This window comes from Streptomyces sp. NPDC050759, from assembly GCF_044456945.1.
Lineage (GTDB): Bacteria > Actinomycetota > Actinomycetes > Streptomycetales > Streptomycetaceae > Streptomyces.
Window position 1 is genome coordinate 1 of the sequence record NZ_JBITGI010000010.1, and the last position, 14,660, is coordinate 14,660.

General features: G+C 68.5%; 13 protein-coding genes. 5 read left to right on the forward strand and 8 right to left on the reverse strand.

Annotated elements, in window-relative coordinates:
* Nucleotides 1-271, reverse strand: a 271-nt coding sequence (locus ACIBJB_RS27340; RefSeq protein ID WP_398934051.1) for a condensation domain-containing protein, incomplete at its 3' end; no start/stop codon positions are given.
* A gap of 428 nt (nt 272-699) precedes the next feature.
* On the opposite strand from ACIBJB_RS27340, the gene ACIBJB_RS27345 reads away from it, so the two are divergent.
* Both ACIBJB_RS27345 and ACIBJB_RS27350 read left to right on the forward strand, forming a co-directional pair.
* Entirely contained in the window at nt 700-1,839 is a 1,140-nt protein-coding gene (locus ACIBJB_RS27345) for a hypothetical protein (protein ID WP_398934053.1), read from the forward strand.
* Between the two features lie 72 nt (nt 1,840-1,911).
* A complete protein-coding gene (locus ACIBJB_RS27350; protein WP_398934055.1) occupies nt 1,912-2,538 on the forward strand; it encodes an RraA family protein in 627 nt (208 codons plus the stop codon).
* Between the two features lie 26 nt (nt 2,539-2,564).
* On the opposite strand, the gene ACIBJB_RS27355 is transcribed toward ACIBJB_RS27350, so the two are convergent.
* The 7 genes from ACIBJB_RS27355 to ACIBJB_RS27385 form a co-directional block, all read right to left on the reverse strand.
* Nucleotides 2,565-3,545: a quinone oxidoreductase family protein gene (locus ACIBJB_RS27355; RefSeq protein WP_398934057.1), complete on the reverse strand. Its 981-nt coding sequence runs from the start codon at nt 3,543-3,545 to the stop codon at nt 2,565-2,567.
* Nucleotides 3,546-3,565: 20 nt separating this feature from the next.
* Nucleotides 3,566-4,303 carry a hypothetical protein gene (locus tag ACIBJB_RS27360; protein ID WP_398934059.1) on the reverse strand — a complete coding sequence of 246 codons (738 nt, stop codon included), beginning with the start codon at nt 4,301-4,303 and terminating at the stop codon, nt 3,566-3,568.
* Nucleotides 4,300-4,845: a prephenate dehydratase domain-containing protein gene (locus tag ACIBJB_RS27365; RefSeq protein ID WP_398934061.1), complete on the reverse strand. Its 546-nt coding sequence runs from the start codon at nt 4,843-4,845 to the stop codon at nt 4,300-4,302. Before ACIBJB_RS27365 ends, ACIBJB_RS27360 begins: the two co-directional genes overlap by 4 nt.
* A complete protein-coding gene (locus ACIBJB_RS27370; protein ID WP_398934063.1) occupies nt 4,842-5,207 on the reverse strand; it encodes a cupin domain-containing protein in 366 nt (121 codons plus the stop codon). Before ACIBJB_RS27370 ends, ACIBJB_RS27365 begins: the two co-directional genes overlap by 4 nt.
* 128 nt (nt 5,208-5,335) lie before the next feature.
* Entirely contained in the window at nt 5,336-8,122 is a 2,787-nt protein-coding gene (locus ACIBJB_RS27375) for an AAA family ATPase (protein ID WP_398934064.1), read from the reverse strand.
* Nucleotides 8,123-8,297: 175 nt separating this feature from the next.
* A complete protein-coding gene (locus ACIBJB_RS27380) occupies nt 8,298-8,834 on the reverse strand; it encodes an RrF2 family transcriptional regulator (RefSeq protein WP_398934066.1) in 537 nt (178 codons plus the stop codon).
* Nucleotides 8,835-9,014: 180 nt separating this feature from the next.
* A complete protein-coding gene (locus tag ACIBJB_RS27385) occupies nt 9,015-10,493 on the reverse strand; it encodes a serine hydrolase domain-containing protein (RefSeq protein ID WP_398934068.1) in 1,479 nt (492 codons plus the stop codon).
* Between the two features lie 65 nt (nt 10,494-10,558).
* Between ACIBJB_RS27385 and ACIBJB_RS27390 the strand changes: the two genes are divergently transcribed.
* The 3 genes from ACIBJB_RS27390 (at nt 10,559) to ACIBJB_RS27400 (ending at nt 14,641) form a co-directional block, all read left to right on the forward strand.
* On the forward strand, nt 10,559-11,296 hold the full coding sequence (locus ACIBJB_RS27390) for a Clp protease N-terminal domain-containing protein (RefSeq protein WP_398934070.1): 738 nt from the start codon (nt 10,559-10,561) through the stop codon (nt 11,294-11,296).
* A gap of 250 nt (nt 11,297-11,546) precedes the next feature.
* Complete coding sequence (ccrA, locus tag ACIBJB_RS27395) at nt 11,547-12,896, forward strand: crotonyl-CoA carboxylase/reductase (RefSeq protein ID WP_398934072.1); 1,350 nt, start codon at nt 11,547-11,549, stop codon at nt 12,894-12,896.
* A gap of 20 nt (nt 12,897-12,916) precedes the next feature.
* Entirely contained in the window at nt 12,917-14,641 is a 1,725-nt protein-coding gene (locus ACIBJB_RS27400; protein WP_398934074.1) for a 3-hydroxyacyl-CoA dehydrogenase family protein, read from the forward strand.
* Nucleotides 14,642-14,660 lie beyond the last annotated feature (19 nt).

The window sequence follows — 14,660 nt, forward strand, 5'->3', positions numbered from 1 at the left end:
GCCGGGTGTAGCGCACCATCAGGACCTTGAAGGCCGCGAGCAGCACCATGTAGAGCGTCGCCCGCTCCTCCCGCGCCAGCCGCTTCAGGCCGTCGACGACCTCACGCCGCACCGTGAAGAACCGCGTCCCGCCCTGATAGCTCGGCACCGCCGGACGTACCCGGTCCGCGGGCAGCTCCAGCACCGGCGGCATCCCGCTCAGCTGCTCGCGCCAGTACGCCGTGTGCTCGTCGTGCTCGTCCCTGGAGGTGACCCGGTGAGCATCGTGCACGGAAGTCAATGCTCCCCCCGTTCCTGTCCACCGCCGCCGGCATAGAGCGCACGGCATGAATGACTGCTACTCCGGAATAGCCGTCAACGTACCCACGAATACCGCCTCTCACCAGCCCCTACCTCACCCCTCAACCCCCCTATACCGCACCACCATTGGATTCCTTCACCCCCTCCCTTTTAGAAACCTCAAGTTGAGGAACATATGTGGGGTTGACCGCGAACAGAACAGCTTCGAACCTGATTGAAAATACCTTGGGTAGTTCATGAACAGCGATGGGCCGACCATTCAGAACCCCATGGAGGGATCAGGGAATGACAGCTTCGCTCTTGCACCGAATACGTCGCGTCGTGGTTGTCGCCTCGAGTCCGCGGGGCGGTTCATCGCTGCTCGCCGAGCTCCTTCGCACCTGCTCTGAACTGGTCCATTTGCCTGGTGAGACGCCTCCCCTGCTCACCCTCGCCGGCCTGGACCCGGTGCGGCGGAACGGCAGCGAAGCGCTCACCCCGGCAGACGCCGCGGCGTTCCGCGAGCCTTTGGAGGAACAGCTGGCGCAGGAGCTCGGGAATCCCTCCGACAATTGGGACAGGGAAAACCTGGCGAGGTGGCTGCTGCGCCGGCTGTCCATGCAGTGGCCGGACGAGATGTTCGACCTTGACCAGGTTCGCCGATGTCTGGACGCGGCCGCCGAAATCAAGCCGCCGCCCAACCGGTCCAGCGAATTCTCGGCGCTCGAGGACTTCCATCTCGAATTCATCGCCAAGGTGCGCGGCAAGCACCCGTCCATCAACCCTTATTACTACGACATCGCACCCACTACGGTCGCCGGCCGCTTCCCCGGGCTGCCCGTACCACAGGGGCCCCCCGGAGCACGGCTGGTGGAGGTCCCGCCGTTTCTCATCGCCCGCCCGTGGCAGCCGGCCGGGCCGGACGCCGAAGCCCGCACACTGATCATCAAGGCGCCGGGCTGCTCGTACCAGATCCCGTTCTTCGAGGCCCTGTTCCCCAACGCCCGGGTACGCGTGGTGCATCTGACCCGGGCGCCCGGCCCCGCGATCAACGGGCTGATCTCGGCCTGGCATCACCGCGGGTTCTTCTCCCGCCGCGTCAGCACGGAGCTGTCGATCAGCGGCTACAGCGATGTCCACCCGGACTGGGGCACCCACTGGTGGAACTTCGACTGCCCGCCGGGGTGGACGGACATGGTCAAGGAGCCGCTTGCCGCAGTCTGCGCCTTCCAGTGGCACTCCGCCCATCGCGCGGTCATCGACGAGACCGGGTCGTCCGGTCACGACGTGCTCCGGCTGCGGCACGAGGACTTCGTCGGCACACCGGAACAGCGCCGCGCGGCGACCCGGACGCTCGGCGAATGGCTCGGCCTGTCCGGGGGTGCGATCGACTCGCTCACCCGCCAGACCGTGGGTCCCGTCTCGGTGGTGACGAAGCCGGACGAGAACCGCTGGCTGAACAACCGGGACACGATCGGCCCGATGCTGACCGTGCCCGCGGTGCGCGAGGTCTCAACCGCCCTGGGATACGACGGCCAGGCCCTCGCCCCCGCCCACTGATCCACAGCCGCGGTCACCCGCGACAGCACGGCTCACCACCACACCATCCCTGATACGCCGAGGAGTCACCCGATGGCAGAGACCCCGGAGCGCATGCTCAAGCTGGGCACGTCGACCCTGTACGAGGCCGGCCGGCCACTGGATGCCGTACGGGCCATGAGCCCGACACTGCGCCCGGTCTGGTCCGGCGCCACGCTGTGCGGCCCCGCCGTGCCGGTGACGTGCGGCAGCGGGGACAACCTGGCGGTCCACCGGGCCATCGAGCGCAGCCCGGCCGGGAGCGTGCTGGCCGTCAACGGCGGCGGCGCCCTGGTGGGGTACTGGGGTGAGGTGCTGACCGCCGCCGCGCAGTACCAGGGGATCACCGGCGTGATCATCGATGGCGGCGCGCGTGATGTGGACGCCTTGCGCGAGCGGGGATTTCCGGTGTTCTCCCGCGGCGTCGGAATGCCCGGGGCGTACAAGCGGGAGTCGGGATCGGTGGGACTGACGACGGACGTCGGCGGGGTGCCGGTCTCCCCGGGCGACTTCGTGGTGGCCGACGCGGACGGGGTGCTCGTCATCGCGCGGGAACATGTCGAGCAGGTGCTGCTGGATGCCGAGGAGCGGGCGGCCCACGAGACGGAGCTGATGACCAGGATCCAGAACGGGGAGCGGACCATCGACCTCTTCGGGCTGCGCTGCCCCACGGTTCCCTGACGGACGCGGTGGGGCAGCGCGGTTCCTCAGTTGCCGCGGCGGAGCAGCAGCTTGCCCATGGTGCGCTGTGACTCCAGGGCCTCATGTGCGGCGCGGGCGTCCCGCAGCGGGAAGGTGCCGCCCACATGCACCCGCAGCGTCCCTCGCAGCACCTGGTCGAAGAGGACGGTGGCCGCCTGCGTCAGTTCCTCCGGCGTGTGAATGTAGTCCGGGAGCATGGGCACATGGACGCTGAGCGAACCGCGGTATCCGAGCTCGTGCAGGTCCTGCTCCGGCACCGTGCCACTGGACTTGCCGTAGAGCACCAGGTGACCGCGCCGCCCGAGCGCCGCCAGACTGCCCTCGAAGGTGGCACGGCCGATCGAGTCGTACACCACGTCCGCGCCGCGTCCGTCCGTCATGCGGAGGGTTTCCTTGTCGAACTCCGCGTCGGCACGGCAGATCACCTCCTGGGCGCCCATGCTGCGGATCAGAGGGATCTTGTCGGGGTTGGACGCGGTGGCGATGACCTTGCCTCCTCTGTTGCGCACCATCTGGGTGAGCAGCAGCCCGGTGCCGCCGGCCGCGGCGTGCACAACGGCGACATCGCCCGGCTGGACCGGATAGGTGAGCCGGCAGAGGTAGTCGGCGGTCAGCCCCTGCAGCAGGACCGCGGCGGCGGTCTCGAGTGATATCCCGGCGGGTACGGGCACCACGCGCTCGGCCGGGACGGCCACCCGCTCCGCGTAGCCACCGGGGCTCGGGACGTCCGCCGTGGCCACGGGGTCGCCGACCGCGAATCCGGTCACTGCCGCGCCGACCGCGGCGACGGTGCCGGCCAGTTCGCGGCCGGGCACGAAGGGGACCTCGTAGTCGTAGACGCCGGCGCGGTTGTAGATGTCGTGGTAGTTGACGCCGACGGCGCTCACGTCGATGAGCAGGTCGTGATCACCCGGAACGGGTTCCGGGTGATCACGGTACTCCAGCGTCTCCGGACCGCCCTGCCGGGGCACGATGACAGCTTTCATCACAGGATCTTCTCTCGGGTCTAGATCTGGCCCAGGGCATCGACCAGTTCGGGCAGTCGCTCGCCGGAACGCACCCGCGTCAGGGTGGCCGCTTCTCGCTCTTCGATCCCGGCCGCGGCGGTCAGCGTCTCGCCCAGGAGGTCGTGCGGCACCACGGCGGTGCCGTTGCCATCGGTGAAGATCCAGTCCCCGTTCACGATGACCGTGCTGCCCACGAGGCACCGGTCACCGGCGCTCACCACGCGATAGGCGCCCTGCGTGTCCGTGGGGATGAAGTTGCTCGCGACGACGGGAGCCGGGACCTGGGCGACCAGGTCCTGGTCCCGTATGGCCCCGCCCAGCACCATGCCTTCGAAGCCGAGCGTCTCGATGAGATAGGTCGTCGACATGCCTCCGGCCAGCGCCGCCTCGGTCACCAGCGGGCCGGCGCCGGCGACGTAGAAGCGGCCGGAGCCGTCGGTGACCTCCGGCACCAGGAAGTCCCGGACTTCCGACCAGGTGCTGGGCCCGGGGCGAACGATGCTGCTGCCCTTACGGACCGGCGCCCAGCTCACCGGAAACGCGGCGCCGAAGCTCATGGTGCCGCCCTGCGACAGGCACTTGAGGCCGCTGTCGAGCACCGCGTTCGCAACCCCCAGCCCGTCGAGCGCGTCGGCGACGGCGCAGGTGGACACGCCGGTTTCCTTCAGGAACGCGGCCACCTTGGCGTGTGCGGCGATCTCGTCGTCCGCGGGTTCCAGTGCGAACTCGGCGCTCATACCGCCAGGACCTCGGTCTCGTACGGCACATGGATGGAGAAGCCCATGGAAACGGGGCCGAAGTCCTCGATGACCACCAGACCATGGGCCTCGGCGGCCGGCCGGGTCGTGATGCAGGCGTCGCTCTGCCCCTGCGCGCATCCGGCGGCCGCGGCGGCGTTGCTGCTCGCCAGCTCGATGCTGACGTCACGGCCGTCCAGGAGATTGACCGGCGCCGGGTGGGTGAGCACGGTCCTGATCTCGGCCCGCTGTTGCGGGGCGGCGAGGATCATGGGGTGGGTGGGCATCATGAAGCACTCGCGGAGCGCCATGGAGCGGAGATTCTGGAATACGATTTCGTGGAGCTTCGGATACACCACACAGCCGAGAAGAATGCTCCGGGTCGGCTCTTTGAGAACGGCCGGAACTGCCTGTTCCAGAGTGGGGTGCAGAATCACCCGGCCCTTGCCCGAGTGCTGCTCCTTCAGCCAGTACTTGGCCGCGGCCTCGCAATTGGTTCCGCTCGGCCCCAGCGTGTGGACGGCGACTTCGCCCTGCGTCATTTGGCCCCCTCCGTGAGCTTCTTGTAGTCCTCACGTACGGGAATGAACACGTCGATGCCACGGGCGGCCTCGTCGGCGCGCGCCTCGTGCTCGACGCCGCCGGGGATCACCGCGGTCTCCCCGGCGCGTAGGACGATCTCCTCGCCCGGCACGTCCAGGACCAGCGAACCTGCCACACAGTGGGTGATCTGCTCGTGCGGATGGCTGTGGCTCGGCACCCGGGTGCCGGCCTCGAACGACCAGGAGGCGAAGGTCATCTTCTCGGAGTGGATGAACTGGATGGCGCCGCCGGGGAAGAGATCCCGCAGCACGGATTCCTCGGCGGAGCATTTCCTTACTTTTGCGTCAACTACCTCGGCCATGCCGAACCATCCCATTCTCATCGACTTTGCCGGACGGAACGTGACGCAGCCTAGGCTTGGACGACCCCCGATCAACAACCCCTCAGAATGGGCGGGGTAACCCCTACCCACCCGCCGGTGCCCATGGGTCAGCTGGCATCGACGAGACCCAGTTCCACCTTCTCGGACAGCGCTTCCCGCGACTTCACCTTGAGTTTCCGGTATATCCGCGTGAGGTGCTGCTCGACGGTGCTGACGGTGATGTGCAGGTTCCTTGCGATCTCACGGTTGGTGTGCCCCCGCGCAGCCAGCCGTGCGACCCGCTCCTCCGCGTCGCTCAGCGGCGAGTCGGAGTCCTTCCCCTGCCGGAGCTCGACCTCGATCACGTTGCTCTTCGTCTTGCCACGCCCGGAGTTCGGGGTGAGGCTCCGCCGCAGGGGCTCCGCCGCACACTCCTCGGCCAGCAGATACGCGCGCCGGCCGATGACGCGCGCTCTGGTGGTCTCGCCCATCATCTGGTGGGCGTGGCCGAGATCGGCGAGCGCCCGCGCGAGCTCCAGCCGGTCCCCGGACTGCTGCAGGAGGACGACGGACTCGCGCAGCAGCCGGGTCTGGGTGCGCGGATCGCCGGTCGCCCCGAGAATCCGCAGGTAGTGACCCTTCGCCGCATGCTCCTGCGGCCCCAGGCAAGCCAGCTGTTCCTCGATGATCCGCCGTGCCACCAGCGGCTTGCCGAGGGCGAGGTGCGCCTGCGCCACGTCCGCGGGCCAGCAGACCAGGGACGGCAGGTCCAGGCCCCAAGCCGTCATCAGCTCGCCGCACATCTGGAAGTCGGCGAGCGCCGTCTGCGGCTGTCCCGTCGCCAGATGGTGGTGCCCGCGGGCATGCAGGTAGCGAAGGCCCATAGGGGTCCGGAGCGCCGCCGGCGGCAGCGGCCGGCGCAGCACGTCCGCGGCTTCTTCGTATTTTCCCTGGTGGGTGAGCGCCAGGACGAGCGCGGCGATGGGGCCGCCGGCGGCCACCCCCCAGCCGGCCAGGGGCAGCGTCTCCAGGGCGCGCCGCGCGAACCGCTCCGCGTCGTTGAGGTTTCCCAGCCGCACCGCGGCCTCGGCGCGGACGCCGAGGAGAATAGCCCGCCACGTACGCTCGTGCCGCAGCCGCGCCTCCGCGAGCAGCGCGTCGCACTTGGCGGCCGCCTCGACGGGCTTGCCGACGTACAGCATCGCCCGTAGCGCGATCGACTTCGGGCCTACGGAGGTTTCGCCGACGTCATGCCGCTGCAGTATGCGGTCGGCGTTCACCTGCTTCGCGCCCGCCGTGCGCCGCAGCACGGCGGCCAGCAGGCGTGAGGCCTGCAGCCGCAGACTGTCGTCTGCGGAAGCGTCCGGTGCCGCTCCCGCCTCCTGTCCTCCCGGCGCGGGGAACTCCGGGTACCAGCTGGGCAGCCAGATGCGCGCCGCCTGTGCCTCGGCGGCGTACTCGGCTCCTTGTGGGTCCGCGTCGAGCAGTCGGGTGATGCCCGCCATGGCCTCTTCCGGGCGGCCGTGCCACATCAGCAGGTCGATCGGCAGGACCGCCTGACGGCCCTTGAGGAGTCCGCGTTCGGAGAGCTCCAGCAGGTCGGGGAGGTAGCGCAGGGTCGTGGCGGGGTTGGTCCGCCACTTAGCTTCGGTCAGTCGGGCGAGGATCGCCGCCCGGTCCGCCGGGTCGGCGCTCAGCTTGTGTGCGCGCTTGAGATATTCCGTCGCGGCAGCCGGCTCCCCGTCGCCGAGGGCCTGTTCGCCGGCCTCGCGCAGGATGTCGACGCTCCAGGATTCGGCGGTCTGCCCGTCCAGCAGACACCTGGCCACCATCCGCGCCGGCGCCCCCTGTTCGTAGAGGACCTTCGCCGCCTGACCGTAGAACTTGGCGGGATCGGCCACGATGATGTTGTCCCGTATGGCACGGCGGGCCTGGTCGTGCCGCAGCCGGCCGTCCGCGAGGATTCCGGCGTCGGTCAGGGCCGCCGTGATCCGGTTGACCACGTGCATCTCGTGGCCGGAGAGCTGGCTGACCGTCGCGGGTGTGGCCCAGTCGTCGAGCAGGGCGATGGCGAGGGCTACCGCGGGGGTTTTCGGTTCGTGCCGGTACAGGCAGCTGACCACGGCCTCGCCGTAGGAGCTGCCCACGACCGTTCTGAGTTCGTCCTCGGAATGGCCCGCGGAATGCTGGTCGTCCAGCAGTGCCCGTACCAGCATGGGGTTGCCACCGCTGATCCGGTGCACCTCGGAGGTGAGCTGCCGCGCCGCGGGGAGGCCGATGGACTGGGTGAGGACCTGGCGGACGCCGCGCTTGGTGAGCGGGGCCAGGGGGATGGGCTGGCAGTTGGGCTGGCGCAGCATCTCGGCCCGGAACGCCGCATGGGTGGGCTGCACACTGGACAGCTCGTTGAGCACCATCGTGATCCGCGAGGACCGCACCCTGCGCGCGAGGTAGAGCAGCCACTGCATGGACGGCACGTCCACATCCTGCACATCATCGATGCCGATCAGCACGGGCCGCTCGGTGGAGATCTTCAGCAGGCCGATACAGGACTCGTGCACCACACGGGCGGCAGAGATCCCCATGCCGTCCGAGCTGATGTCGATCTCCTGGGAGAAGGGTGCCATTTCGGCTATCTGTGCATTTGCCCACTCGCTGCAACCGGGAATCAGGGCCGCATTTTGAACCAGTTGCCTGAGTACTCCGAGCGGGAGGTTTCGCTCGGCTCGTGAACCGGCCGCCCCCATGAAGACGGCACCTTCTGAGACACATGCTTCGGCGAAAGAGTAGAGGAGTGAGGTCTTTCCACTTGCGGCCGCCCCCGTAATTATTGCAATTGACCCGGATCCGCCTTCGGCTCGTTTTCTCAGCTCCTGCAGTAAGTTGAGTTCGCTCTCACGCCCAACTAGCAGCATGTACCATACCTCCACCGTACCGGCTGTGCCCGATCACCCCGTCACGAGAAGCGGAACGCTCGCCATACTGCCACCGCTGCAAGTCGTGTGCAACAAGAATTCGTGCCGATGCAGTTCGGCCGAAGATCTCCTATCGAACGACCTAATTCAGCCAAGATCAACGGTGATTTTCCGCTCATTCCGCGTACTCCGTCCGCTGCTCGCAGGCGGCGGGCGCGCTCGGCCGGCCAGGGTCGGCGGAGTGCGCCCGCCGGCGGTTGTCGACCAGATACTCATCGGCCAACTCTTGTACGTGTCGCTGCAGTTCACCTGCTACCAGATCCGCCAGGGTGACCTGCTCCAGCACCCTGCGCAGGCTCGCCCGCACCGCGCGCCAGACGTCGACCAGCGGGGCGGCCGGGCCCTCGTAGGTGACTGCCGTGAGCCGCAGGTCGCGTACGTTCGCCAGCGCCCCGTCCACTGACCGAATAATATCGGCCAGGGAAATAGATGCGGCCGGGCGGGCCAACCCATAGCCCCCATCACGCCCCCTGCCGCTCACCACCAACCGATGCTGCTTCAGCTCTCCAAGGATTGTGAGAAGAAAACGGAGGGGTATGTCCTGCCGCACCGCAACGTCTTCCGCCCTAACCTTCTCCCGCCCTTCACCCGTCAGTTCGGCAAGCTCCGCCATGGCCCGAACCGCGTATTCCGCTTTCGCCGACACCCGCACAACATCCCCCTTAGGTCACCGCTCCGCGCTTGCCCTTGCACCCCTACCGCATCGCAGTTGCTGGGGTTGACCCACCCAGCCTAAATACACATTCTTCACCGATGTGGTGGAGTTTTATTCGCCGAATCTCACAGGGTGGACGGTCGCGTCACGACCGTCCACCTGTCCACCGCCTCCTTGTCAGTCCCTGGCCCGCAGAAATGGGCTGAGCTTCTCGCCCAGGTGCGGCACGCCCAGCCGCCGCTGCAGCAGCGCGCTGTGCTCCTGGGTGAGTTGCCGCCGCATGAGCTTGAGCATGTCCCGCGGCGTGCCGCCTGCCGCCTTGTGGGCGCGCATGGCCTCGCAGAACGCGTCCCGGTCCCAGGGAGTGTCCGGCTCCACGGCCACGGTGTCGGCGATGTGCTCGATCTCGGCGTCGGTCAGCGGCCGGGCGATCCCGAGCCTGCCGTTGTACCGGTCGGCGATCAAGACCCCGGCCATGTAGCTGAGCGCCGCGGACGGCTCCCGGGCGGGCCGGGGATCCCGGCCGGCCACCCACGCGGCGACGATCTCCGCGACCAGCCGGGCGGCGAGATGGCTCGGACGGTCCGAGGTGCCCTGGTCACCCAGGTCCCACTGGTTGGTCGAGATGACCAGGGCCACCCGGGGGCCCGGCCAGCCACGCGTGAGCTGGTTCCAGCCCCAGAAGTACTCGCCGCCGTGGCCGACGTATCCCAGCGGCTCGCCGTGCTTGAAGACGTTCCAGGTCAGCCCCACCGACGGGTCCTCACCCGGAATCGCCCCGTCGCCCTGCGGCGTGAGCATGGCCCGGGCGCTCGCCGGAGTCAGGATGCGGCGCGTGCCGAGCGCACCGTCGTTCAGCAGCGCGAGGACGAAGCGCGCGTGATCGGACGGCGTGGTCAGGGCCGATCCCGCCGGGAAGTCCCCGATCTGCACCTGGGGCAGCTCGAACCGGTAGCCGCCCAGCGTCGCGTAGCCGGTCGAGCGCCGCTCCAGCAGGTCCGCCCGCGCGCACTCGGCGTCGTGGGCCGCCGGGAAGCAGGTGGATTCCATGCCCAGGGGCTCGAATACGCGCCTCTCGACCCACTCCGAGAAGTCGACGCCTTCCGGGTTGAGTTTCTGGACCAGCAGCCCCACCAGGGCGATTCCCGTGTTGCTGTACTGGTAGCGCTTGCCGACCGGGCTGGTCCACAAGGGCATGACGGCTCCGCCGTACAAGTCGCTGCGGCCCTCGGCGAAGATCTGCCGCAGATGCTCGTCGAGCGGCTGCGGACGCTCGAGGCCGCAGTAGCCGAGCGTCGGCCCCATCCCGCTGCGGTGCGTCAGGAGATCGCGCAGTGTGATCTCCCGGGCGCCGAGCGGGTTTATCACCTTCCATCCGTCGAGGTGATCGTTCACCGGGTCGTCCAGTCCCAGGAGGCCGGCTTCCACCAGCTGCATGGCGGCGGCCGCCGTGTACGTCTTGGCGTCGGAGCCGGTCGGCCCCACGGTGTCCGCGGTCATCTCCCGCCCCGCCGCCACGTCCGCATATCCGTAGGCCTTGGTCAGAACGACCTCGTCGCCCCGGCCCACGGCGATCGACATCCCCGGCGTCTTGCACAGACGCAGGATCTCGGGGACCAGCTCGTCGAGAGCCTCGGCACACACTGAAACATTCATAGGAAAGGTATCCCTTGCGCAGCGCCACCTTGTCAAGCTGGTCCTTGACATGTCATAGTGCGAGCATGCCACCCCTTCCCGATCTCAATGAACTCTTCGACAACATCGACGGCATAGACGGCCTGGAGACCAGCCTCGACCGGCTCCTGGCGGCCGAAGGTGTCGCGTCGTACCTCAACTGGCTCAGCGACCGGCTCGTCGGCTGCCTGGTCGAGGAGGTCCGCGCCGAGGGATACTCCTGGGCCGACATCGGGGAGCAGCTCGGGATCAGCCGGCAGGGTGCGCAGCAGCGCTATGCGCCGCGGCAGGAGAGCGTGACGCTGCAGGACCTCTTCCATATCGGGGCGCTGAAGCGGCTGACGGTGCGGGCCCGCGAGTCCCTTGACGGCGCCGAGGCCTATGCCGTGCGCTCCGGCGCGGCGGCCGTCACTCCGCAGCATCTGCTCCTGGCCCTGCTGGACGACGAGGACTCCCTCGCGACCCGCGCGCTGCACTCCTGCGAGTTCTCCCTGGCCGCGATACGCCGGGAGCTGGAGGAGGAGCCGGCGTCCGACCGGCCCGCGCCGTCCCGTCCGCCCACGGTGAGCGGGGCGCTGCGGAAATGCTTCGACGCCTCGTTCGCCCAGGCCATGTCCTTGGGCCACAACTACGTCGGCACGGAGCACCTGTTGCTCGGCATTACCCACGAGCGGCGCAATCCGGCGGCCCAGGCGCTGGCATCCGCGGGAGTGACCCCGCAGTCCGCCCGGGACGCCGTCGTATCGGCCATCAGCGACTATCTGCAGTCCCGGCAGAACAGCTGAGCCTCCACCGATGATCGACCGGCAGAGGCTCATCAGCCGTGGGCATGACGGAGCCGGGGGAACTCCGGATCAGTCCGACCGCTGCCCATGCAGCTTCCCGGAGTGCCGTGCTCCACTGAAGCCCCTAATCACCCCTAATAGCCGCGGCCAGTGGCAGCTTGGGGCGTATGCGGAGAATAGGGGTTTTCCCGCACCGGCCCAGTCCCTACCGTTCCCGTTGGCCGAGCAACGTCTACGGTAGGGATTGTCTGTGCAAGAGGTCATCCAGGCTGTTGCATCCGGTGGGCTGACTGCCGAGGATTTCGGGCATCTTCCCGTCCCGGACGAGTATCGAGCCGTAGTCCTCCGCGAGGAGGAAACGGACATCTTCGAGGGCATGGAGTCCGCCGCCAAGGACCCGCGGAAGACCCTCCACCTCGAGCACGTGCCGACCCCCCAACCCGGCCCGGGCGAAGCCCTGGTGGCCGTGATGGCCAGCTCGGTCAACTACAACACCGTATGGTCGGCGATCTTCGAGCCCGTCCCCACCTTCCATTTCCTGCGCCGCTACGGCCGCCTGTCCGAGCTCGCCAAGCGTCATGACCTGCCGTATCACGTCATCGGCTCCGACCTCGCCGGCGTGGTCCTGCGCACCGGGCCGGGCGTGAATGCCTGGAAGCCCGGCGACGAGGTCGTCGCACACTGCCTGTCCGTCGAACTCGAATCGGCCGACGGCCACAACGACACCATGCTCGACCCGGAGCAGCGCATCTGGGGCTTCGAGACCAACTTCGGCGGCCTCGCCGAGATCGCCCTGGTGAAGTCCAACCAGCTGATGCCCAAGCCCAACCACCTCTCCTGGGAGGAGGCCGCGGCCCCCGGCCTGGTCAACTCCACCGCCTACCGGCAGCTGGTCTCCCGGAACGGCGCCGGCATGAAACAGGGCGACAACGTCCTGATCTGGGGCGCCAGCGGCGGACTCGGCTCCTACGCCACCCAGTTCGCCCTCGCCGGCGGCGCCAACCCCATCTGCGTCGTCTCCAGCGAGAAAAAGGCCGACATCTGCCGCGCCATGGGCGCCGACGCCATCATCGACCGCACCGCCGAGGACTACCGGTTCTGGAAGGACGAACACAACCAGGACCCCAAGGAGTGGAAGCGCTTCGGCAAGCGCATCCGCGAACTCACCGGCGGCGAGGACGTCGACATCGTCTTCGAACACCCCGGCCGCGAAACCTTCGGCGCCTCCGTCTACGTCACCCGCAAGGGCGGCACCATCGTCACCTGCGCCTCCACCTCCGGCTACAAGCACGAATACGACAACCGCTACCTGTGGATGTCCCTGAAGCGGATCATCGGCTCGCACTTCGCCAACTACCGCGAGGCCTGGGAGGCCAACCGGCTCATCGCGAAGGGCAAGATCCACCCGACGCTGTCGAAGGTCTACTCCCTGGAGGAGACCGGCCAGGCGGCCTACGACGTGCACCGCAACCTCCACCAGGGCAAGGTCGGCGTCCTCTGCCTCGCCCCCGAAGAAGGCCTGGGCGTCCGCGACGAGGAAAAGCGCGCCACCCACCTCGACGCCATCAACCGCTTCCGCTCACTCGATCACGCCTCGTAACCACAGGGGAAACCACTGTCATGACGGGACAAGACCCGACCGTAGCCGTCCTCGGCCTGGGCAATGTGGGTGAGCCGATGCTGCACGCGGTCGCCGCAGCCGGCATCCCGGCCCTGGGCATCGACCACGATCCCGACGCACTCGCCAGAGCGGAGCGCCGGTACGCCGCCGTGGCCGACGGCTGCGTCCGCCCCGAAGTGACCGGCGACCTGTCCGCGCTCGCCCGTGCCGACGTGGTGATCGAGGCGTTGCCGGATGACTTCTCGACCAAGTCGTCGGTCCTCGACGCCGTGCAGGAAACCGCCCGGCCGAACGCGGTGCTGGCCACCACATCCGTCCGGTCGTCGATCCCCCGCCTGGCCGTGGCCTCCCGGCGCCCGCAGTCGACCCTCGGCCTGCGCCTGCTCACCCCGCCCGCCAAGGGATCCGCCGTCGAGATCGTACGCACCTCGATGACCGACCGCGGCAGCGCCGAAGTCCTCGCTTCGGTCATGGAGCGTGCGGGGCTGAAGCAGGCCCCCATGGGTGCGACCGCGTCCCGCTATGCGACGCGGCTCGTCTTCGCCTATGTGAACCGGGCTGTGGATCTCCTCGCCCAAGGGGATATCCCGCGCGACGCGATCGACACGGCGATGCGGCTGGGCTGCGGGCTGCCGATGGGACCGCTGCAGCTCCTGGACACCGTCGGCATCGATGCCGCCCACACCGCTCTGCGCGCCCTGCTGGACGAGACCGGCCACCCTTCCTTCCAGCCTTCCCCCGTTCTCACCGGCATGCTCGCCGAGGGCCGGCTCGGCCGGAAGAGCAGGCGCGGTTTCTACGACTACGACGAGTCGGGCTGTCCCCTCGTGAACGACCCTCCGCTGCCGGCCGATTCACCCGGCCACGCCATAGCCCGGGTCGGCGTGGTGGGCTCGGGCATCATGGCCCGGGGCATTGCGGAGGTGACCGCCCTGGCCGGCTTCCCCACGGTGCTGATCGCCCGCAGCGACGGGAAGGCGGCTGACGCCAGGGCGGGCATCGAGGGCTCGCTGACCCGGGGAGTGCGCCGGGGACGTATCGCCCCCGACGAGCGGACATCCGCTCTGGCGCGGCTCGAGACCGGTACCGATCCCGAGCTGCTGGCCGACTGCGATCTGGTCGTCGAGGCCGTCGTCGAGGACCTGGACATCAAGCGGGAGCTGTTCACCCGGCTCGGAAAGGTCTGCAAGCCCTCCGCGATACTGGCCACCACCACCTCCAGCCTGCCGTTGTCGGTGTGCGCCCAGGCATCCGCACGGGCCGAGAGGGTGGTGGGCATGCACTTCTTCAATCCGGCTCCCACGATGAAGCTCATGGAGCTGGCGTCCACGGAGACGACGGGCCGGGAGACGGCGGCGGCCGCGGAGGCCTTCTGCCGGGCGCTCGGGAAGCAGGCCGTACGCAGTCCGGACCGCGCCGGCTACATCGTGAACTTTCTCCTGTTCCCGTATCTGGCCGACGCCATCCGCCTGCTGGAGCACCCGGACGCGGACATCGATGCCGTCGATGACGCGATCCGCTCCGGGTACGGCTACCCCATGGGCCCGTTTGCCCTGCTGGACACCATCGGCCTGGACGTATCGCTGGCGATCCTCCAGCAGCTGCACAAGGAATTCTCGCTGCCCGATCTCACCCCGCCCGAGCCGCTCGTGCAGCTCGTGGAACTCGGGGGTGCTCTCGGCCGAAAGGACCGCCGGGGATTTCATCTCTGGCCCTCGCGCTGATCAGAATCGCGCTCATCAA

Bases quoted from the DNA above. Each gene is read 5' to 3' on its own strand.
- ACIBJB_RS27350 (WP_398934055.1), top strand. From the start codon at position 1,912: ATGGCAGAGACCCCGGAGCGCATGCTCAAGCTGGGCACGTCGACCCTG.
- ACIBJB_RS27355 (WP_398934057.1), bottom strand. From the start codon at position 3,545: ATGAAAGCTGTCATCGTGCCCCGGCAGGGCGGTCCGGAGACGCTGGAG.
- ACIBJB_RS27360 (WP_398934059.1), bottom strand. From the start codon at position 4,303: ATGAGCGCCGAGTTCGCACTGGAACCCGCGGACGACGAGATCGCCGCA.
- ACIBJB_RS27365 (WP_398934061.1), bottom strand. From the start codon at position 4,845: ATGACGCAGGGCGAAGTCGCCGTCCACACGCTGGGGCCGAGCGGAACC.
- ACIBJB_RS27370 (WP_398934063.1), bottom strand. From the start codon at position 5,207: ATGGCCGAGGTAGTTGACGCAAAAGTAAGGAAATGCTCCGCCGAGGAA.
- ACIBJB_RS27375 (WP_398934064.1), bottom strand. From the start codon at position 8,122: ATGCTGCTAGTTGGGCGTGAGAGCGAACTCAACTTACTGCAGGAGCTG.
- ACIBJB_RS27385 (WP_398934068.1), bottom strand. From the start codon at position 10,493: ATGAATGTTTCAGTGTGTGCCGAGGCTCTCGACGAGCTGGTCCCCGAG.
- ACIBJB_RS27390 (WP_398934070.1), top strand. From the start codon at position 10,559: ATGCCACCCCTTCCCGATCTCAATGAACTCTTCGACAACATCGACGGC.
- ACIBJB_RS27400 (WP_398934074.1), top strand. From the start codon at position 12,917: ATGACGGGACAAGACCCGACCGTAGCCGTCCTCGGCCTGGGCAATGTG.